Below are 14,220 nucleotides of genomic sequence, written 5' to 3'. Positions count from 1 at the left end.
ACGACCGGAACGGAGCTGGCAGCGTGACCACCCCACCGCCAGACAACACGCAGCAGCCGGCCCCGGCGGCGAACGACACCGCCGACGCCCCGCTCACCGACGACCGTCTGCAGGAGGTCGAGTCGACCCCGCACCTGATGACGGACTCGGCAGCGGACACCGAGCGCCGCAACGGCGCCGGCGGCGACCGCTGGCACGCCGCCCTGCAGGGGATCCTGAACGGCTCCGTGCTCGTCACGGTGCTCGCCGTCGTCCTCGCGCTGGTCGCCTGCGGCATCCTCATCGCGGTGACGGACGAGAACGTCCGTGCCACCGCCGGGTACTTCTTCGCCCGCCCCACGGACATGCTCCAGGCGGTCGGCACCGCGGTCGGCGGCGCGTACGCCTCGCTGTTCCAGGGCTCGGTGTTCAACTTCGGCGCGGACTCGTTCCAGCAGGCGATCGGGCCGCTCACGCGCTCCGTCGACTACTCGGTGCCGCTCATCGCCGCGGGCCTGGGGATCGCGCTGTCGTTCCGCGCCGGACTGTTCAACATCGGCGGTCAGGGCCAGATCCTGATGGGGGCCGCGGCCGCCGGGTGGGTCGGGTTCTCGTTCGACGGGCCCGCCGCGGTCCACATCCCGCTCACGATCCTCGCCGGCATCGTCGGCGGCGCCGTGTGGGGTGGCATCGTCGGGGTGCTGAAGGCCCGGACGGGTGCGAACGAAGTGGTCGTCACGATCATGCTCAACTACGTCGCGCTCTACCTGGTCAGCTACCTGCTCCGCACCCCGGGCCTGCTGCAGGCCCCGGGCAGCAGCAACCCGATCTCGCCACCCACGAAGGACAGCGCCCTGCTGCCGCAGCTCTTCGGCGTCCGGTACGGCGTGGACCTGGGGTTCATCGTCGCGATCCTCGCGGTCGTCGTGGTCTGGTGGCTCGTCAACAAGTCGTCCCTCGGCTTCCGGTTCCGTACCATCGGTGAGAACCCCCGTGCCGCCCGCGTGGCCGGCATGAGCGTCCCGTCGCTGACCATCTGGGTGATGCTGATCTCCGGTGCCCTGGTGGGCATCGCCGGCGCCTACCAGGTGCAGGGCGCCGTCACGTCGGGCTTCACCTCGGGCATCGACGCCGGCATCGGCTTCGACGCCATCACGGTGGCCCTGCTCGGCCGTTCCAAGCCGTGGGGCGTGTTCTGGGCGGCCATCCTGTTCGGCGTGCTGAAGAACGGTGGCTACGCCATGCAGGCCGCCAACGGCATCCCGATCGACATCGTCGGGGTCATCCAGGCCCTCATCGTCCTCTTCATCGCGGCGCCGCCGCTCGTCCGCGCGATCTTCCGGATCCCGCAGCCGGGTGCCCGCAAGCGCACGAAGACGAACAAGACCAGCAAGAAGGCGGTCGCCGCATGAGCACCCTCAGCCCCACCGCGGCCCCCGCGTCGCCGCTCGCGGACCGCCCGCTCGAGACCACCAGGAGCTGGAAGCTCCCGATCGGGTACGGCGTGTTCACGCTCATCGCGATCGTGCTGTTCGGCCTGCTGCCGCGTTCCGGCACCACCACGTTCCGCCTGGCGAACGCCGGTGACTTCTTCGCGCTGCCGAACGTCCCGTTGCCCGCGCTCGGGACGGGCATCGTCGTCATCGTCCTGCTCGCGATCCTGACGGTCTACGCGTTCATCGAGACGCGTGCGCTGCGCCGGGTCGCGCTGTGGGTCACGTCGGTCTTCGCGGTGGTGTTCGTCGTCGGGTTCCTGACCTGGGCCGCCGCCGGTTCGTCCCTGCCGATCCCCGGCCTGCTGCTCGGCGCGCTGAGCCTGAGCGTGCCGCTCGTGTTCGGTGCCCTGGGCGGCGTCATCTCCGAACGGGTCGGCGTCGTGAACATCGCGATCGAGGGCCAGTTCCTCGCCGGTGCGTTCAGCTCCGCGATGGTCGCGTCGATCACCGGGTCGCCCTGGGTCGGCCTCGTCGCCGCGCTCGTCGCCGGCATGCTCGTGTCGTTCGTCCTCGCGGCGTTCAGCATCAAGTACCTGGTCGACCAGGTCATCGTCGGTGTCGTCATCAACGCGTTCATCTCCGGCCTGACCGGCTTCCTGTACTCGCAGGTGCTCTCCCCGAACGAGGAGACGCTCAACATCGGCATCCGGTTCCCGAAGGTCGAGATCCCGCTGCTGCACCAGATCCCGGTCATCGGACCGGTGTTCTTCGAGCAGACCGTCGTGGTCTACCTCGCCTACATCGCCGTCGCGGTGGTCACCTTCGGGCTGTTCAAGACCCGCTGGGGGCTGCGGCTCCGCGCCGTCGGCGAGCACCCGCAGGCCGCCGACACGGTGGGCATCAACGTCACGAGCACCCGGTTCTGGAACGTCTCCCTCGCCGGTGCGATCGCCGGTCTCGGCGGGGCGTACTTCACGCTCGACGCGGTCGGGCCGTTCACGAAGGACATGACCGCGGGCGCCGGCTACATCGCCCTGGCCGCGGTCATCTTCGGCCGGTGGGATCCGATCAAGGCGACGCTCGCGGCGCTGCTGTTCGGCTTCGCGTCGAACCTGCAGAACACGCTCGGGGCGATCGACTCGCCCGTGCCGAGCGAGTTCCTGCTGATGCTGCCGTACGTGGTGACGATCTTCGCCGTGGCAGGCCTGGTCGGGCAGTCGCGCGGCCCCGCCGCGTCCGGCAAGCCCTACATCAAGAGTTAGTTCCCTTCCGCAAGACACCGGTGTTCGTGCTCCGCACCGCGGTTCGCGGGTGTTCGATCGACGAACACCGGTGTTTTGCGGACCACCCACCGGCCTGGAGGCACGACACATGACCGACACGCACGCTGCGGGTGACCAGGGGGTCACCGCCACCGACCTGACGGACGCGGCCACGGGCCTCCCGGCCGACGACGTGGACTGGGGCGCCCTTCGGGACGCCGCCACGGCCGCGATGCGGCGCGCCTACGCGCCGTACTCGTCGTTCCCGGTGGGCGCCGCGGCGCTCACCGACGACGGCCGGATCGTCTCCGGCTGCAACATCGAGAACGCGAGCTACGGGGTGACGCTCTGCGCCGAGTGCTCGCTCGTGTCGCAGCTGCACATGACCGGCGGCGGCAAGCTCGTCGCGTTCACGTGCGTCGACGGCGACGGGGCGACCCTGATGCCGTGCGGGCGCTGCCGCCAGCTGCTGTTCGAGCACTCCACCGAGGGCATGCTCCTCGAGACGCTCTCCGGCATCCGCACCATCGACGAGGTCCTGCCGGACGCCTTCGGGCCGCGCACCCTCGCCACCTACCAGCAGGAGCACTGACATGGCAGTCGAGCCGTTCGACACCGTCGACCTCATCCGTACGAAGCGCTCCGGCGGCGCGCTGAGCACCGCCGAGGTGGACTGGCTCGTCGACGCGTACACCCGCGGCTACGTCGAGGACCCGCAGATGGCCGCGATGGCGATGGCGATCTTCCTGAACGGCATGGAGCGGCGCGAGATCAAGGACCTCACGCTCGCGATGATCGCGTCGGGGGAGCGGATGTCGTTCTCGTCGCTCGGCAAGACGACGGTCGACAAGCACTCCACCGGCGGGGTCGGCGACAAGATCACCCTGCCGCTGGCACCCCTGGTGGCGTCGTTCGGCGTCGCCGTGCCGCAGCTGTCGGGCCGCGGACTCGGGCACACGGGCGGCACGCTCGACAAGCTCGAGTCGATCCCCGGGTGGCAGGCGTCGATCTCGAACGACCGCATGATGCAGGTGCTGCAGGACGTCGGCGCGGTCATCTGCGCCGCCGGGTCCGGGCTGGCCCCCGCGGACAAGAAGCTCTACGCGCTCCGCGACATCACCGGCACCGTCGAGTGCATCCCGCTCATCGCGTCGAGCATCATGTCGAAGAAGATCGCCGAGGGCACCGGAGCACTCGTGCTCGACGTCAAGTTCGGGTCCGGCGCGTTCATGCCGACGTACGAGGCGTCGAAGGAGCTCGCGCAGACCATGGTCGACCTCGGCAACGACGCCGGGGTGGCGACCTCGGCGCTGCTGACCGACATGGAGGTCCCGCTCGGGCTGACGATCGGCAACGCGCTCGAGGTGCGGGAGTCGGTCGAGGTGCTCGCCGGTGGCGGACCGGCCGACGTCGTCGAGCTGACCGTGGCACTCGCGACCGAGATGCTGACGCTCGCCGGACTGCCCGACGCCGATCCCGCTGCGGCACTCGCCGACGGCCGGGCCATGGACACGTGGCGTCGGATGATCGAGGCGCAGGGCGGGGACCCGTCCGCGGCGCTGCCCGTCGCCCGGGAACAGCACGTCGTGACCGCGCCGACGTCCGGGGTCCTCACGCAGCAGGACGCGCTGCCGTTCGGCGTCTCGGCCTGGCGGCTCGGAGCCGGTCGTGCCCGTGCGCAGGACCCGGTGCAGGCCGGTGCGGGCATCGAGCTGCACGTCAAGCCGGGGGACACCGTGACCGAGGGGCAGCCGCTGTGGACGCTGCACTCCGATGACACGTCGCGGATCCCGCGCGCGCTGGAGTCGCTCGAGGGGGCGTGGGCGATCGGCTCGGCGGACTCTCCCGCCGCAGCACGTGGTCCGATCGTGCGCGAGCGCATCGGGTCCTGAACCCGGGCACCCGGCCGACCGGAGGCTCCCTGCACAGCTGTGGGGAGCCTCCAGTGTCTTCCGTTGTGGGTTGTGCACAGGTCCCTGCGCGGCGGCGGTGACCACCGATAGCCTGGGGGAATGAGCGCCGACGCCCCGACCTACCGCCTGCCCGACGCTGGGGCGGTCATCAACGACCTGCCGAAGGTCTCGCTGCACGACCACCTCGACGGCGGCCTGCGTCCCGCGACCATCATCGAGCTCGCAGCATCCGCGGGTGTCACGCTCCCCACCACCGACCCGGGAGAGCTCGGGCAGTGGTTCGCCGACCAGTCGAACTCCGGCTCGCTCGTCGAGTACCTGAAGACGTTCGACGTGACCACGTCCGTCATGCAGACCGCACCGCAGCTCACCCGCGTCGCCCGCGAGTTCGTCGAGGATCTGGTCGCCGACGGCGTCGTCTACGGCGAGGTCCGCTGGGCGCCGGAGCAGCACCTGCAGGGCGGGCTGACGCTCGACCAGACGGTCGAGGCGGTGCAGGCCGGCATCGAGGAAGCCGTCGACGCCGCCGATGGGCGCATCCGTGTCGGCCAGCTCGTCACCGCGATGCGGCACGCCGACCGGTCGCTCGAGATCGCTGAACTCGCCGTCCGGCACCGCGACGCCGGGGTCGTCGGCTTCGACATCGCCGGTGCCGAAGCCGGGTTCCCCGCCTCGAACCACCGCGCAGCCTTCGACCACCTGGCCTCCGAGCTGTTCCCGGTCACCGTCCACGCGGGCGAAGCCGACGGACTCGCCTCGATCCGCTCCGCGCTCGTCGACGGCCGGGCGCTCCGCCTCGGACACGGCGTCCGCATCTTCGAGGACGTCGCCCTGTCCGACGCCGGGGACGGCTCGACGCTGGCCTCCCTGGGCGAGGTCGCCTCGTGGGTCCGTGACCGTGAGATCCCGCTCGAGGTCTCGCCGTCGTCCAACCTGCAGACCGGGGCGATCGCCGCGTGGGGCGACGACCTCGCCGACCACCCGTTCGACGTGCTCTACCAGCTCGGCTTCCGCGTCACGGTGAACACCGACAACCGCCTGATGAGCGGCACCTCGCTGTCGAAGGAACTCGCACTGCTCGCCGGCACGTTCGGCTACGACCTCGACGACCTGGCGGCGTTCCAGATCAACGCCGCGCTCGGCTCGTTCCTGCCGCTCGAGGACCGCGAGGAGATCATCGCCACCATCACGGCCGGGTACCAGGAGGCCTGACGCATGGGACTGCCGCCGCTGCCGGACACCGCCGTCCTCCTCGGTGCGGACGCGCACGCATGGCGTGACGCGATGCGCCTGGTCGGCGGTGCGCTCGTCGCGTCGGGCGCCACCACCGACGAGTACACCGACGCCATGATCGGCATGGTCGAGGAACACGGGCCGTACATCGTCATCTCGCCGGGGCTCGCGTTCGCGCATGCCCGGCCCGGTGGCGCCGTGGTGCGGGACGGACTCGCGGTCGTGACGCTCGCATCGCCGGTGGCGTTCGGCCACCCGCACAACGACCCCGTCCGTGTCGTGCTCGGGCTCGCGGTGGCCGAGGTCGGCACCCACCTGGAGTCGATCGGCGAGATCGCGAACCTGTTCAACGACGCCACCGTCACCGGGCGGATCGCGGCGGCGACCACGGCGGACGAGGTCCGCGCGATCATGGGGGTCTCCGCGTGAAGATCGTGACCATCTGCGGTGCCGGCATCGGGTCGAGCGGCATCCTCAAGGTGAACGCCGAGAAGGCGCTCGACACCCTCGGGCTGTCGGCGTCCGTCGTCGCTGCGGACGTCGCATCGGTGCGGGACGTCTCCGACGACGCCAACGTGATCCTGACGAGTCAGGAGTTCGTCGAGGCGATCGGGGACACCTACGCCGAGGTGATCGTGATCAAGAACCACTTCGACCAGGGCGAGATCACGGCGGCGGTCGACCGGGCGCTCGGCGAGCACTGAGCGCGTAGTGCGCCCTTTAGAGTTGGGGCATGAGCACCGAGAACCCGCTGAACGACCCCGCTGCCGACCCGTTCGAGGTCGCGCGGGACGCCGCCGCCGTCATCGCCGAACAGTCAGGCATCGAGCGGCACGACATCGCACTGACCCTCGGTTCGGGTTGGGGCAAGGCCGCCGACATCATCGGTGAGACCGTGTCCGAGATCCCGGCCGACCAGGTCCCCGGCTTCAGCGCCTCGGCCGTCCCCGGACACTCCGGCACGATCCGGTCGATCCGCCTCGCCGACGGCCGCCACGCGCTCGTCATCGGCGCCCGCACGCACTACTACGAGGGTCACGGCGTCCGCCGGGTCGTGCACAGCGTCCGCACCGCCGCGGCGACGGGTGCCTCGATCATGGTGCTGACCAACGGTGCCGGTGGCATCAAGGAACACTGGACGCCCGGCACCCCGGTGCTCATCAGCGACCACATCAACCTGACCGCCGACAGCCCACTCGAGGGCGCGACGTTCATCGACCTGACCGACCTGTACTCGGCGCGCCTGCGTGAGATGGCCCGGACGGTCGACCCGTCGCTCGACGAGGGCGTGTACACGCAGTTCCGCGGCCCGCACTACGAGACCCCGGCCGAGGTCCAGATGGCGAAGGCCATCGGCGGGCACATCGTCGGCATGTCGACCGCGCTCGAGGCCATCGCTGCCCGCCAGGCCGGCATGGAGGTCCTCGGGTTCTCGCTCATCACGAACCTCGCCGCCGGCATCCAGAAGACGCCGCTGTCGCACACCGAGGTGCTCGAGGCGGGCAAGCAGGCGGAGCCGGTGATCGCGGACCTGCTCGCACGCGTCGTCACCGCACTCGGGCAGCCGGCGTCGTGAAGCTCGACCTCGACCGGGTGCTCGGCACCGCGCGGGCGTGGCTGGCGCAGGACCCCGACCCGGAGACCCGCGACGAGCTGGCCGCGGCGATCGACGAGGCCGCCGACGGTGACGGTCCTGCGGTCCGGGCGCTCGCCGAGCGGTTCGACGGGCGACTGCAGTTCGGCACCGCCGGACTCCGCGCCGAGCTCGGCTGGGGCCCGCTGCGGATGAACCGTGTCGTCGTGACCCAGGCGGCGGCGGGGCTCGCACGGTTCCTGATCGAGACCGGGCGTTCGCCGAGTGTCGTCATCGGCTACGACGGCCGGGTGAACTCGGACGTCTTCGCGCGCGACTCCGCCGAGGTCATGCGGGGTCTCGGACTCGAGGTCACCCTGCTGCCCTCGGCCCTGCCGACGCCGGTGCTCGCGTTCGCCGTCCGGCACCTCGACGTCGGTGCCGGCGTCATGGTGACGGCGAGCCACAACCCGCCGCGGGACAACGGGTACAAGGTCTACCTCGGACAGGACGACGACGGTTCGCAGATCGTGCCGCCCGTCGACGGCGAGATCGCGGACGCCATCGACGCGGTCGCCGCTGGTTCGGTCGCCGATCTGCCGCGCGGCACCGACTACACCGTGGCGACGTCGGCCCTGGTCGATGCCTACGTGGCCGCCACGGCCGCGATCGTGCCCGCTCCGGCGCTCCCGGTCGACGAGCAGCCGAAGGTCGTCTACACGGCCATGCACGGCGTCGGGTGGGAGACCGCGCGTGCGGTGTTCGCCGCGGCGGGGTTCGCCGAGCCGGCGGTCGTCCCGGAGCAGATCGATCCCGACGGTGCGTTCCCCACGGTGTCCTTCCCGAACCCCGAGGAACCGGGCGCGATGGACCTGGCGATCGCCCGCGGTGTCGCCGTCGGTGCCGACCTGGTGATCGCGAACGACCCCGACGCCGACCGGCTCGCGCTCGCGATCCCGACCGCCTCGGACGCCGGTGCGCCGTCGTACCGTCGGCTGTCGGGCAACGAGGTCGGCTGGTTGCTGGGGTGGCGGGCCGCTGCACGGGCGTCCGAGTCCGGCGCGACCGGCACCCTCGCTGCGTCGATCGTCTCGTCGCCCGCGTTGGCCCGGGTGGCTGCGCGCCACGGGCTGGAGTACCGCGACACCCTGACCGGCTTCAAGTGGGTGTCGCGGGTGCCCGGGCTGCTGTTCGGCTACGAGGAAGCCCTGGGCTACCTGGTCGACCCGTCGGTCGTGCGCGACAAGGACGGCATCTCGGCGGCGCTGGAGCTGCTGTCGTTGGCGTCGGACCTCGCCACGGCCGGATCGTCGATCGCCGGGCAGCTCGACGCCTTCGCCGCCGAGTTCGGGGCGTTCGCCTCGGGGCAGGTCGCGACCCGGGTCGACGACCTGTCGCGCATCGGCGAGGTCATGACGTTGCTCCGGTCCACGCCGCCTGCGTCCCTCGGCGGCCTCGACGTGCACACGGTGACGGACTACTCGGACGGGGTGCAGGGCTTCCCGCCGTCGGACATCCTGCGCTACGACCTGGCCGGCGACGCACGGGTGATCGTCCGCCCGAGCGGGACCGAGCCCAAGGTGAAGGTCTACATCGACACCGTCGCGAACACCCCCGCCGAGGCCCAGCGCCTGGTCGACGCCATCGCCGACGCCGTGCGCCCCTTGGTGTCCTAGGGCGGGGTGGGCTTCCGCAAAACACCGGTGTTCGCGCTCTGAACACCCGCACAACGCGGTGCAGAACGCGAACACCGGTGTTTTGCTGTTCCTCCACAGGGGGTGGGGGAACGCTGGCTGCTCACAAGGAGGGGGAGGCCGTCGTGTAGGCCGCGCGGAGCCGTGACGGTTGGGCCATGGCTCACATCACGGTGTTCGGCGCGGCTCCGAGCGATCCCGATCCGAGAGCGCACCGACGGCTTGCAGATGCCGCGCGCCGCGGGACCCTCATCCGCCTGACGGCGGGTCGGTACGTTGAACGAGAGGCGTTCGAATCAGCGAGTGCAGCGGAGCGCCATCGTGCACGGGTCGAAGCGGTCGTGCCGAACATCCACCCTGCCCTCGTGATCTCCCACGAGTCGGCTGTGGCGATGCTCGGACTCCCGTGGCTCGGGGAGTTCCCCACGCACGTCGTCGCCACCGATCCGCGTCGAGCCACCGGTCAACGTCGCGCGCACCTGCAGAAGGTCGGAGGGGCGGGTCGCCCCATCGCCTGTGCGAGCGTCGGCGGCCTGCCCGTCACGACCCTCGTGGTCACCGGGGTCGACGTCGCGCTCCGAGCGTCGTTCCGCACGGCGGTGGTCGTGTTGGACGCGGTCCTGGCCCGAGGAGTGCCGCAGGACGCGCTGCTCGCCGAACTGCGCAGCAGGGAGCCCCGTCCGCGGGCGTCCAACCGTGCGCGACGCGCGATCGAGTTCGCGGACGCTGCTGCTGACTCGCCGGGTGAGTCGGTGGCGCGGCTGTGCTGGGCAGAAGCGGGGTTCCCGCCGCCGGTGCTGCAGCAGGAGTTCCGCGATGCGGCCGGCCTGATCGGCCGCGTGGACTTCTGGTTCGAGGACGCCGGCGTCGTGGTGGAGTTCGACGGGCTGGTCAAGTACCGCGACCGGACGATGCGCGCTGGTCGATCGCCCGAGCGCGTCGTCATCGACGAGAAGCTCCGGGAGGACCGCCTCCGTGCGCATCGCCACGTCCGTCGGGTCGTCCGCGTGACGTGGCCGGACGTGGAGCCAGGCGGCAACGGCCCCGTGGCACTCGAGGCAGCCGGAGTGCGCCGTGTTCGATGAAGCAAAACACCGGGGTTCACGAGCCGAACCGCGGCATGCACGTGTTCGACCGGCGAACACCGGTGTTTTGCGGGAGGGAACCCGCGCGCTACGCGAGCTCGAGCAGCACGTGACCGGACGAGACCGTCTGGCCGACCGGGGCGTTCAGCCCGGTGACGACGCCGTCCTTGTGGGCCTGCACGGGCTGCTCCATCTTCATGGCCTCGAGCACGACGAGCAGGTCGCCCTTCACCACGGTGTCACCCTCGGCGACCGCGAGCTTCACCACGGTGGCCTGCATGGGCGACGCCACGGACGACCCGGACTTCGCCAGACCGCCACGGACGGCCGACGAGCGGCGCTTCGGGGGAGCGGTTGGCCCGGCGGGACGACGACCGGCGACACCGGCACCGGCAGCACCGCCACCGACGATCGACGGCATGGTGACCTCGATGCGCTTGCCCTGCACCTCGACGACGACGCTGTCGCGCGCAGCCGGGGCCGGCAGTTCCTCGGGGGAGCCGCTCCACGCCGGGATCTCGTTGACGAAATCGGTCTCGATCCACTGCGTGTACACCGAGAACGGCGAGGAGTCGTCGGTCGCGAACGCCGGGTCGGACACCACGGCACGGTGGAAGGGGAGCACGGTCGGCAGGCCGGTGACCTCGAACTCGGCCAGTGCGCGCCGGGAACGCTCGAGCGCCTCGGCACGGGTGGCACCGGTGACGATCAGCTTCGCGAGCATCGAGTCGAACGAGCCGGACACGACGTCACCCGCGACGACACCCGAGTCGACGCGGACGCCGGGGCCGGACGGTGCGTTGAACGCGTGCACGGGGCCGGGCGCGGGGAAGAAGTTGCGGCCCGGGTCCTCGCCGTTGATGCGGAACTCGAACGAGTGTCCACGCGGTTCCGGGTCCGAGTAGTCGAGCACGCCGCCCTCGGCGATGCGGAACTGCTCGCGCACCAGGTCGATGCCGGTGACCTCTTCGGACACGCAGTGCTCGACCTGCAAGCGGGTGTTCACCTCGAGGAACGACACGGTGCCGTCGGCGCCGATGAGGAACTCGCAGGTGCCGGCACCGACGTAGCCGACCTCGCGCAGGATCGCCTTCGACGACTCGTACAGCGCGGTCTGCTGCTCGGGCGTCAGGTACGGCGCCGGGGCTTCCTCGACGAGCTTCTGGTGGCGACGCTGCAGCGAGCAGTCGCGGGTGGAGACCACGACGACGTTGCCGTGCTCGTCCGCCAGGCACTGGGTCTCGACGTGACGCGGCTTGTCCAGGTACTTCTCGACGAAGCACTCGCCCCGACCGAACGCGGCGATCGCCTCGCGCGTGGCGGACTCGAACTGCGAGGCGACCTCGTCGCGGGTCCGCGCGACCTTCAGCCCGCGGCCACCGCCACCGAACGCCGCCTTGATGGCGACCGGCAGGCCGACCTCGTCGGCGAACGCGATGACCTCGGAGGCGTCCTTGACGGGCTCGATGGTGCCGGGAGCGAGCGGCGCGCCGACCTTCTCGGCGACGTGGCGCGCGGAGACCTTGTCGCCGAGGCGCTCGATCGAGTCCGGCGACGGTCCGATCCAGACGAGCCCGGCGTCGATGACGGCGCGGGCGAAGTCGGCGTTCTCGGCCAGGAACCCGTAGCCCGGGTGCACGGCGTCCGCACCGGAGCGGCGGGCGACCGAGATGATCTTGTCGATGACCAGGTACGTGTCGGCGCTCGTGGTGCCGTTCAGCGCGTAGGCCTCGTCGGCGAGGCGGGCGTGCTGGGCATCGCGGTCCTGGTCGGCGTAGACCGCGACCGACGCCTTGCCCGCGTCGCGGGCCGCGCGGATGATGCGGACGGCGATCTCGCCGCGGTTCGCGATGAGGACCTTGCTGATACGGGGCATGACACAGCAGCGTATTCGTGCGGCGTGCGTGCGTTTTGACTGACGCCCACAAAGAAGCACCCGGATCAGGTGCGGATGTCTACAGTGCCCACAGATCGTGCCAGTCGATGCCGAAGCCACGCAGGAGCATCGAGCGCAGCATCGGCAGGGACATCCCGATCACCGCGGACGGTGCCCCCTCGATCCGCGTGATGTACGCGGCGGCCCGGCCGTCGATGGTAAACGCGCCGGCGACCTCGAGCGGCTCGCCGGTCGCGACGTACGCGTCGATCTCGTCGGGGGACACGTCGTCGGCGAAGGTCAGCACCGCGCTGTCGACGGCGACCACGCGGTCGCCGTCGGCGGCCAGCGCCGACCCGCCGGGGGCGACGTCGCCGAGCTCGGGGACGCCGGCGGCGGACGTGACCAGGGACCGGACGGGAGGCACGGTGCGTGCCGGTCCCGTGCCTCCAGGCCGTCCCGTGGTCGGCTCCAGGTCCGGGCGCCGGTCGTCCCGTCGCCGGTCGATCACGCAGTGCCCGCTCCACAGCGTGCCGCCGCCGGCGGCCAGCATCTGCCGCCAGCGCTCGCGCGCGACCTCCGGGTCGTGCGGCTTGCCGTACAGCTGCCCGTCGACCTCGAAGGCGGAGTCGCCGCCGAACACGACCCCGTCGACCGGCGACCCGGCCACCGTGGCGTCCGCGACGGCCGACGCCTTCGCGACGGCGAGGAGCGAGACGAGTTCCGGACCGGTCAGGTCGCGGCCGAGCGATGCCGCGGCGGCGGCGCCGACGGCGTCCTCGTCGACCCCGGGGGACACGAGGACGGGTTCGATCCCGGACTGGGCGAGGAGTGCTCGGCGGGCGGGGGATGTACTCGCGAGGTACAGACGCATGGGACCATCTCACCATGGGTGAATCCGTCGGCACGCTGCTCGAACTCGACGTCACCGGGATCGCCCACGGCGGCATCTCGGTGGCACGGCACGAAGGACGGGTGGTCTTCGTCTCGGACGCGATCCCCGGGGAGCGCGTCGTCGCCCGGGTGACCGAGGACCGCAAGAAGTCGTTCTGGCGCGCCGACACGGTCCGTGTCCTGACGCCGAGCGAGCACCGCGTCGACCACGTGTGGCCCGAGGCAGCCCTCGATCGCGACCCCGAGACGCGCCCGGGCGGTGCCGAGTTCGGCCACATCGCCCTCGCACACCAGCGCACGCTGAAGCACGACGTCCTCGTCGACTCGTTCGCACGCTTCGCGCGGATGGACCTCGCCGAGGTGCTCGGCCACGACGTCGTCGTCGAGGCCGCGCCCGGCGACGACGCGGCGAACGGCCTCGGCTGGCGCACCCGTGTCCGACTGCACGTCGACGAGCAGGGCACCGCCGGCCCCTTCGCTGCCCGCTCCCACTCCGTGATCCCCGTCGCCAGCCTGCCGCTCGCGACCGCCGTCGTGCAGCAGAGCGCCCCGCTCGGCCGTGGTGCGCTGCCGGGCTCGTCGGTCATCGACGTCCTCGCGCCGAGCGGTTCCGAGGGGGCACGGCTCGTCATCGACGACCAGAAGCCCACCGTGGTGACCGAGGTCGTGGGGGAGCGCACCTTCCAGGTCGACGACAACGGGTTCTGGCAGGTGCACCGTGCCGCCGCTTCCGTGCTGACCGAGGCCGTGCAGGACCTGGTCGACCGCGGCCGCCTCGACCCCGAGGGCACCCACCTCGACCTGTACGGCGGTGTCGGTCTGCTCGCCGCCGCACTCGGCGACCTGGTCGGCCCGAAGGCGCGCATCACGAGCGTCGAGAGTGCCGCCCGTGCCACCGAGCACGCGCAGGAGAACCTGTCCGAGTGGCTCGGCGCACGTGCCGAGACCGGCCGGGTCGACCGCTGGCTGACGAACACCGTGGCCAACGCCTCGCGCGCCGAGAAGGACCGCTTCCGCGCCGGCACGGTCGTGCTCGACCCGCCGCGCTCCGGCGCCGGGCGGGACGTGGTCGTGCAGATCGCCGCGCTCCAGCCGGAGCAGGTCGTCTACGTGGCGTGCGACCCGGTGGCACTGGCACGCGACGTCGCGACGTTCGCCGACCTGGGGTACCGGCTCGAGGCCCTGCGGGCCTTCGACCTGTTCCCGCACACCCACCACCTGGAAGCCGTCGCGCGCCTGGTCCCCACGCGCTGAGGGCCGGGGCTCGTTCGACCG

Annotated in this window: 13 protein-coding genes; 11 read left to right on the top strand and 2 right to left on the bottom strand. The window is 71.4% G+C overall.

What is annotated here, in order from left to right:
• Window positions 1–23: 23 nt before the first annotated feature.
• The 10 genes from BIU95_RS16200 to BIU95_RS16155 all read left to right on the top strand — a co-directional run bounded on the left by BIU95_RS16200 (window position 24) and on the right by BIU95_RS16155 (window position 10,175).
• Window positions 24–1,391 carry an ABC transporter permease gene (locus BIU95_RS16200; protein WP_083389422.1) on the top strand — a complete coding sequence of 456 codons (1,368 nt, stop codon included), beginning with the start codon at window positions 24–26 and terminating at the stop codon, window positions 1,389–1,391.
• Window positions 1,388–2,677, top strand: coding sequence for an ABC transporter permease (locus tag BIU95_RS16195; RefSeq protein WP_017888745.1), 1,290 nt, complete (start codon window positions 1,388–1,390; stop codon window positions 2,675–2,677). The genes BIU95_RS16200 and BIU95_RS16195 overlap by 4 nt, the downstream gene beginning before the upstream one ends.
• Window positions 2,678–2,786: 109 nt before the next feature.
• The gene (locus BIU95_RS16190; RefSeq protein WP_017888746.1) at window positions 2,787–3,269 is read left to right on the top strand and encodes a cytidine deaminase; all 483 of its coding nucleotides are present in this window, start codon (window positions 2,787–2,789) and stop codon (window positions 3,267–3,269) included.
• A 1-nt stretch (window position 3,270) separates the two neighbouring features.
• A complete protein-coding gene (locus BIU95_RS16185; RefSeq protein WP_071252218.1) occupies window positions 3,271–4,569 on the top strand; it encodes a thymidine phosphorylase in 1,299 nt (432 codons plus the stop codon).
• Between the two features lie 120 nt (window positions 4,570–4,689).
• On the top strand, window positions 4,690–5,802 hold the full coding sequence (locus BIU95_RS16180; RefSeq protein WP_071252216.1) for an adenosine deaminase: 1,113 nt from the start codon (window positions 4,690–4,692) through the stop codon (window positions 5,800–5,802).
• Window positions 5,803–5,805: 3 nt separating this feature from the next.
• A complete protein-coding gene (locus BIU95_RS16175) occupies window positions 5,806–6,252 on the top strand; it encodes a PTS sugar transporter subunit IIA (protein ID WP_056070818.1) in 447 nt (148 codons plus the stop codon).
• A complete protein-coding gene (locus BIU95_RS16170) occupies window positions 6,249–6,527 on the top strand; it encodes a PTS sugar transporter subunit IIB (RefSeq protein ID WP_017888750.1) in 279 nt (92 codons plus the stop codon). Before BIU95_RS16175 ends, BIU95_RS16170 begins: the two co-directional genes overlap by 4 nt.
• Before the next feature lie 29 nt (window positions 6,528–6,556).
• Entirely contained in the window at window positions 6,557–7,399 is an 843-nt protein-coding gene (locus BIU95_RS16165) for a purine-nucleoside phosphorylase (protein WP_056070821.1), read from the top strand.
• Window positions 7,396–9,072 (top strand): phospho-sugar mutase, encoded by a 1,677-nt coding sequence (locus BIU95_RS16160; RefSeq protein ID WP_071252214.1) that lies wholly within the window; start codon window positions 7,396–7,398, stop codon window positions 9,070–9,072. Before BIU95_RS16165 ends, BIU95_RS16160 begins: the two co-directional genes overlap by 4 nt.
• Window positions 9,073–9,455: 383 nt before the next feature.
• Entirely contained in the window at window positions 9,456–10,175 is a 720-nt protein-coding gene (locus tag BIU95_RS16155; protein WP_139179875.1) for a hypothetical protein, read from the top strand.
• A gap of 88 nt (window positions 10,176–10,263) precedes the next feature.
• Here BIU95_RS16155 and BIU95_RS16150 read toward each other — a convergent pair whose 3' ends face one another.
• Together BIU95_RS16150 and BIU95_RS16145 are read right to left on the bottom strand one after the other, a co-directional pair.
• Window positions 10,264–12,051, bottom strand: coding sequence for a biotin carboxylase N-terminal domain-containing protein (locus tag BIU95_RS16150; RefSeq protein ID WP_056070830.1), 1,788 nt, complete (start codon window positions 12,049–12,051; stop codon window positions 10,264–10,266).
• A 79-nt stretch (window positions 12,052–12,130) separates the two neighbouring features.
• The gene (locus BIU95_RS16145) at window positions 12,131–12,925 is read right to left on the bottom strand and encodes a nucleoside triphosphate pyrophosphatase (protein WP_042538823.1); all 795 of its coding nucleotides are present in this window, start codon (window positions 12,923–12,925) and stop codon (window positions 12,131–12,133) included.
• Between the two features lie 14 nt (window positions 12,926–12,939).
• On the opposite strand from BIU95_RS16145, the gene BIU95_RS16140 reads away from it, so the two are divergent.
• Window positions 12,940–14,199 carry a class I SAM-dependent RNA methyltransferase gene (locus tag BIU95_RS16140; RefSeq protein ID WP_071252209.1) on the top strand — a complete coding sequence of 420 codons (1,260 nt, stop codon included), beginning with the start codon at window positions 12,940–12,942 and terminating at the stop codon, window positions 14,197–14,199.
• Window positions 14,200–14,220 lie beyond the last annotated feature (21 nt).

It is taken from the genome of Curtobacterium sp. MCBA15_007 (assembly GCF_001864905.1).
In the GTDB taxonomy this organism is placed as follows: Bacteria; Actinomycetota; Actinomycetes; order Actinomycetales; family Microbacteriaceae; genus Curtobacterium; species Curtobacterium poinsettiae.
This window is presented reverse-complemented; position numbering and strand designations above follow the sequence as displayed.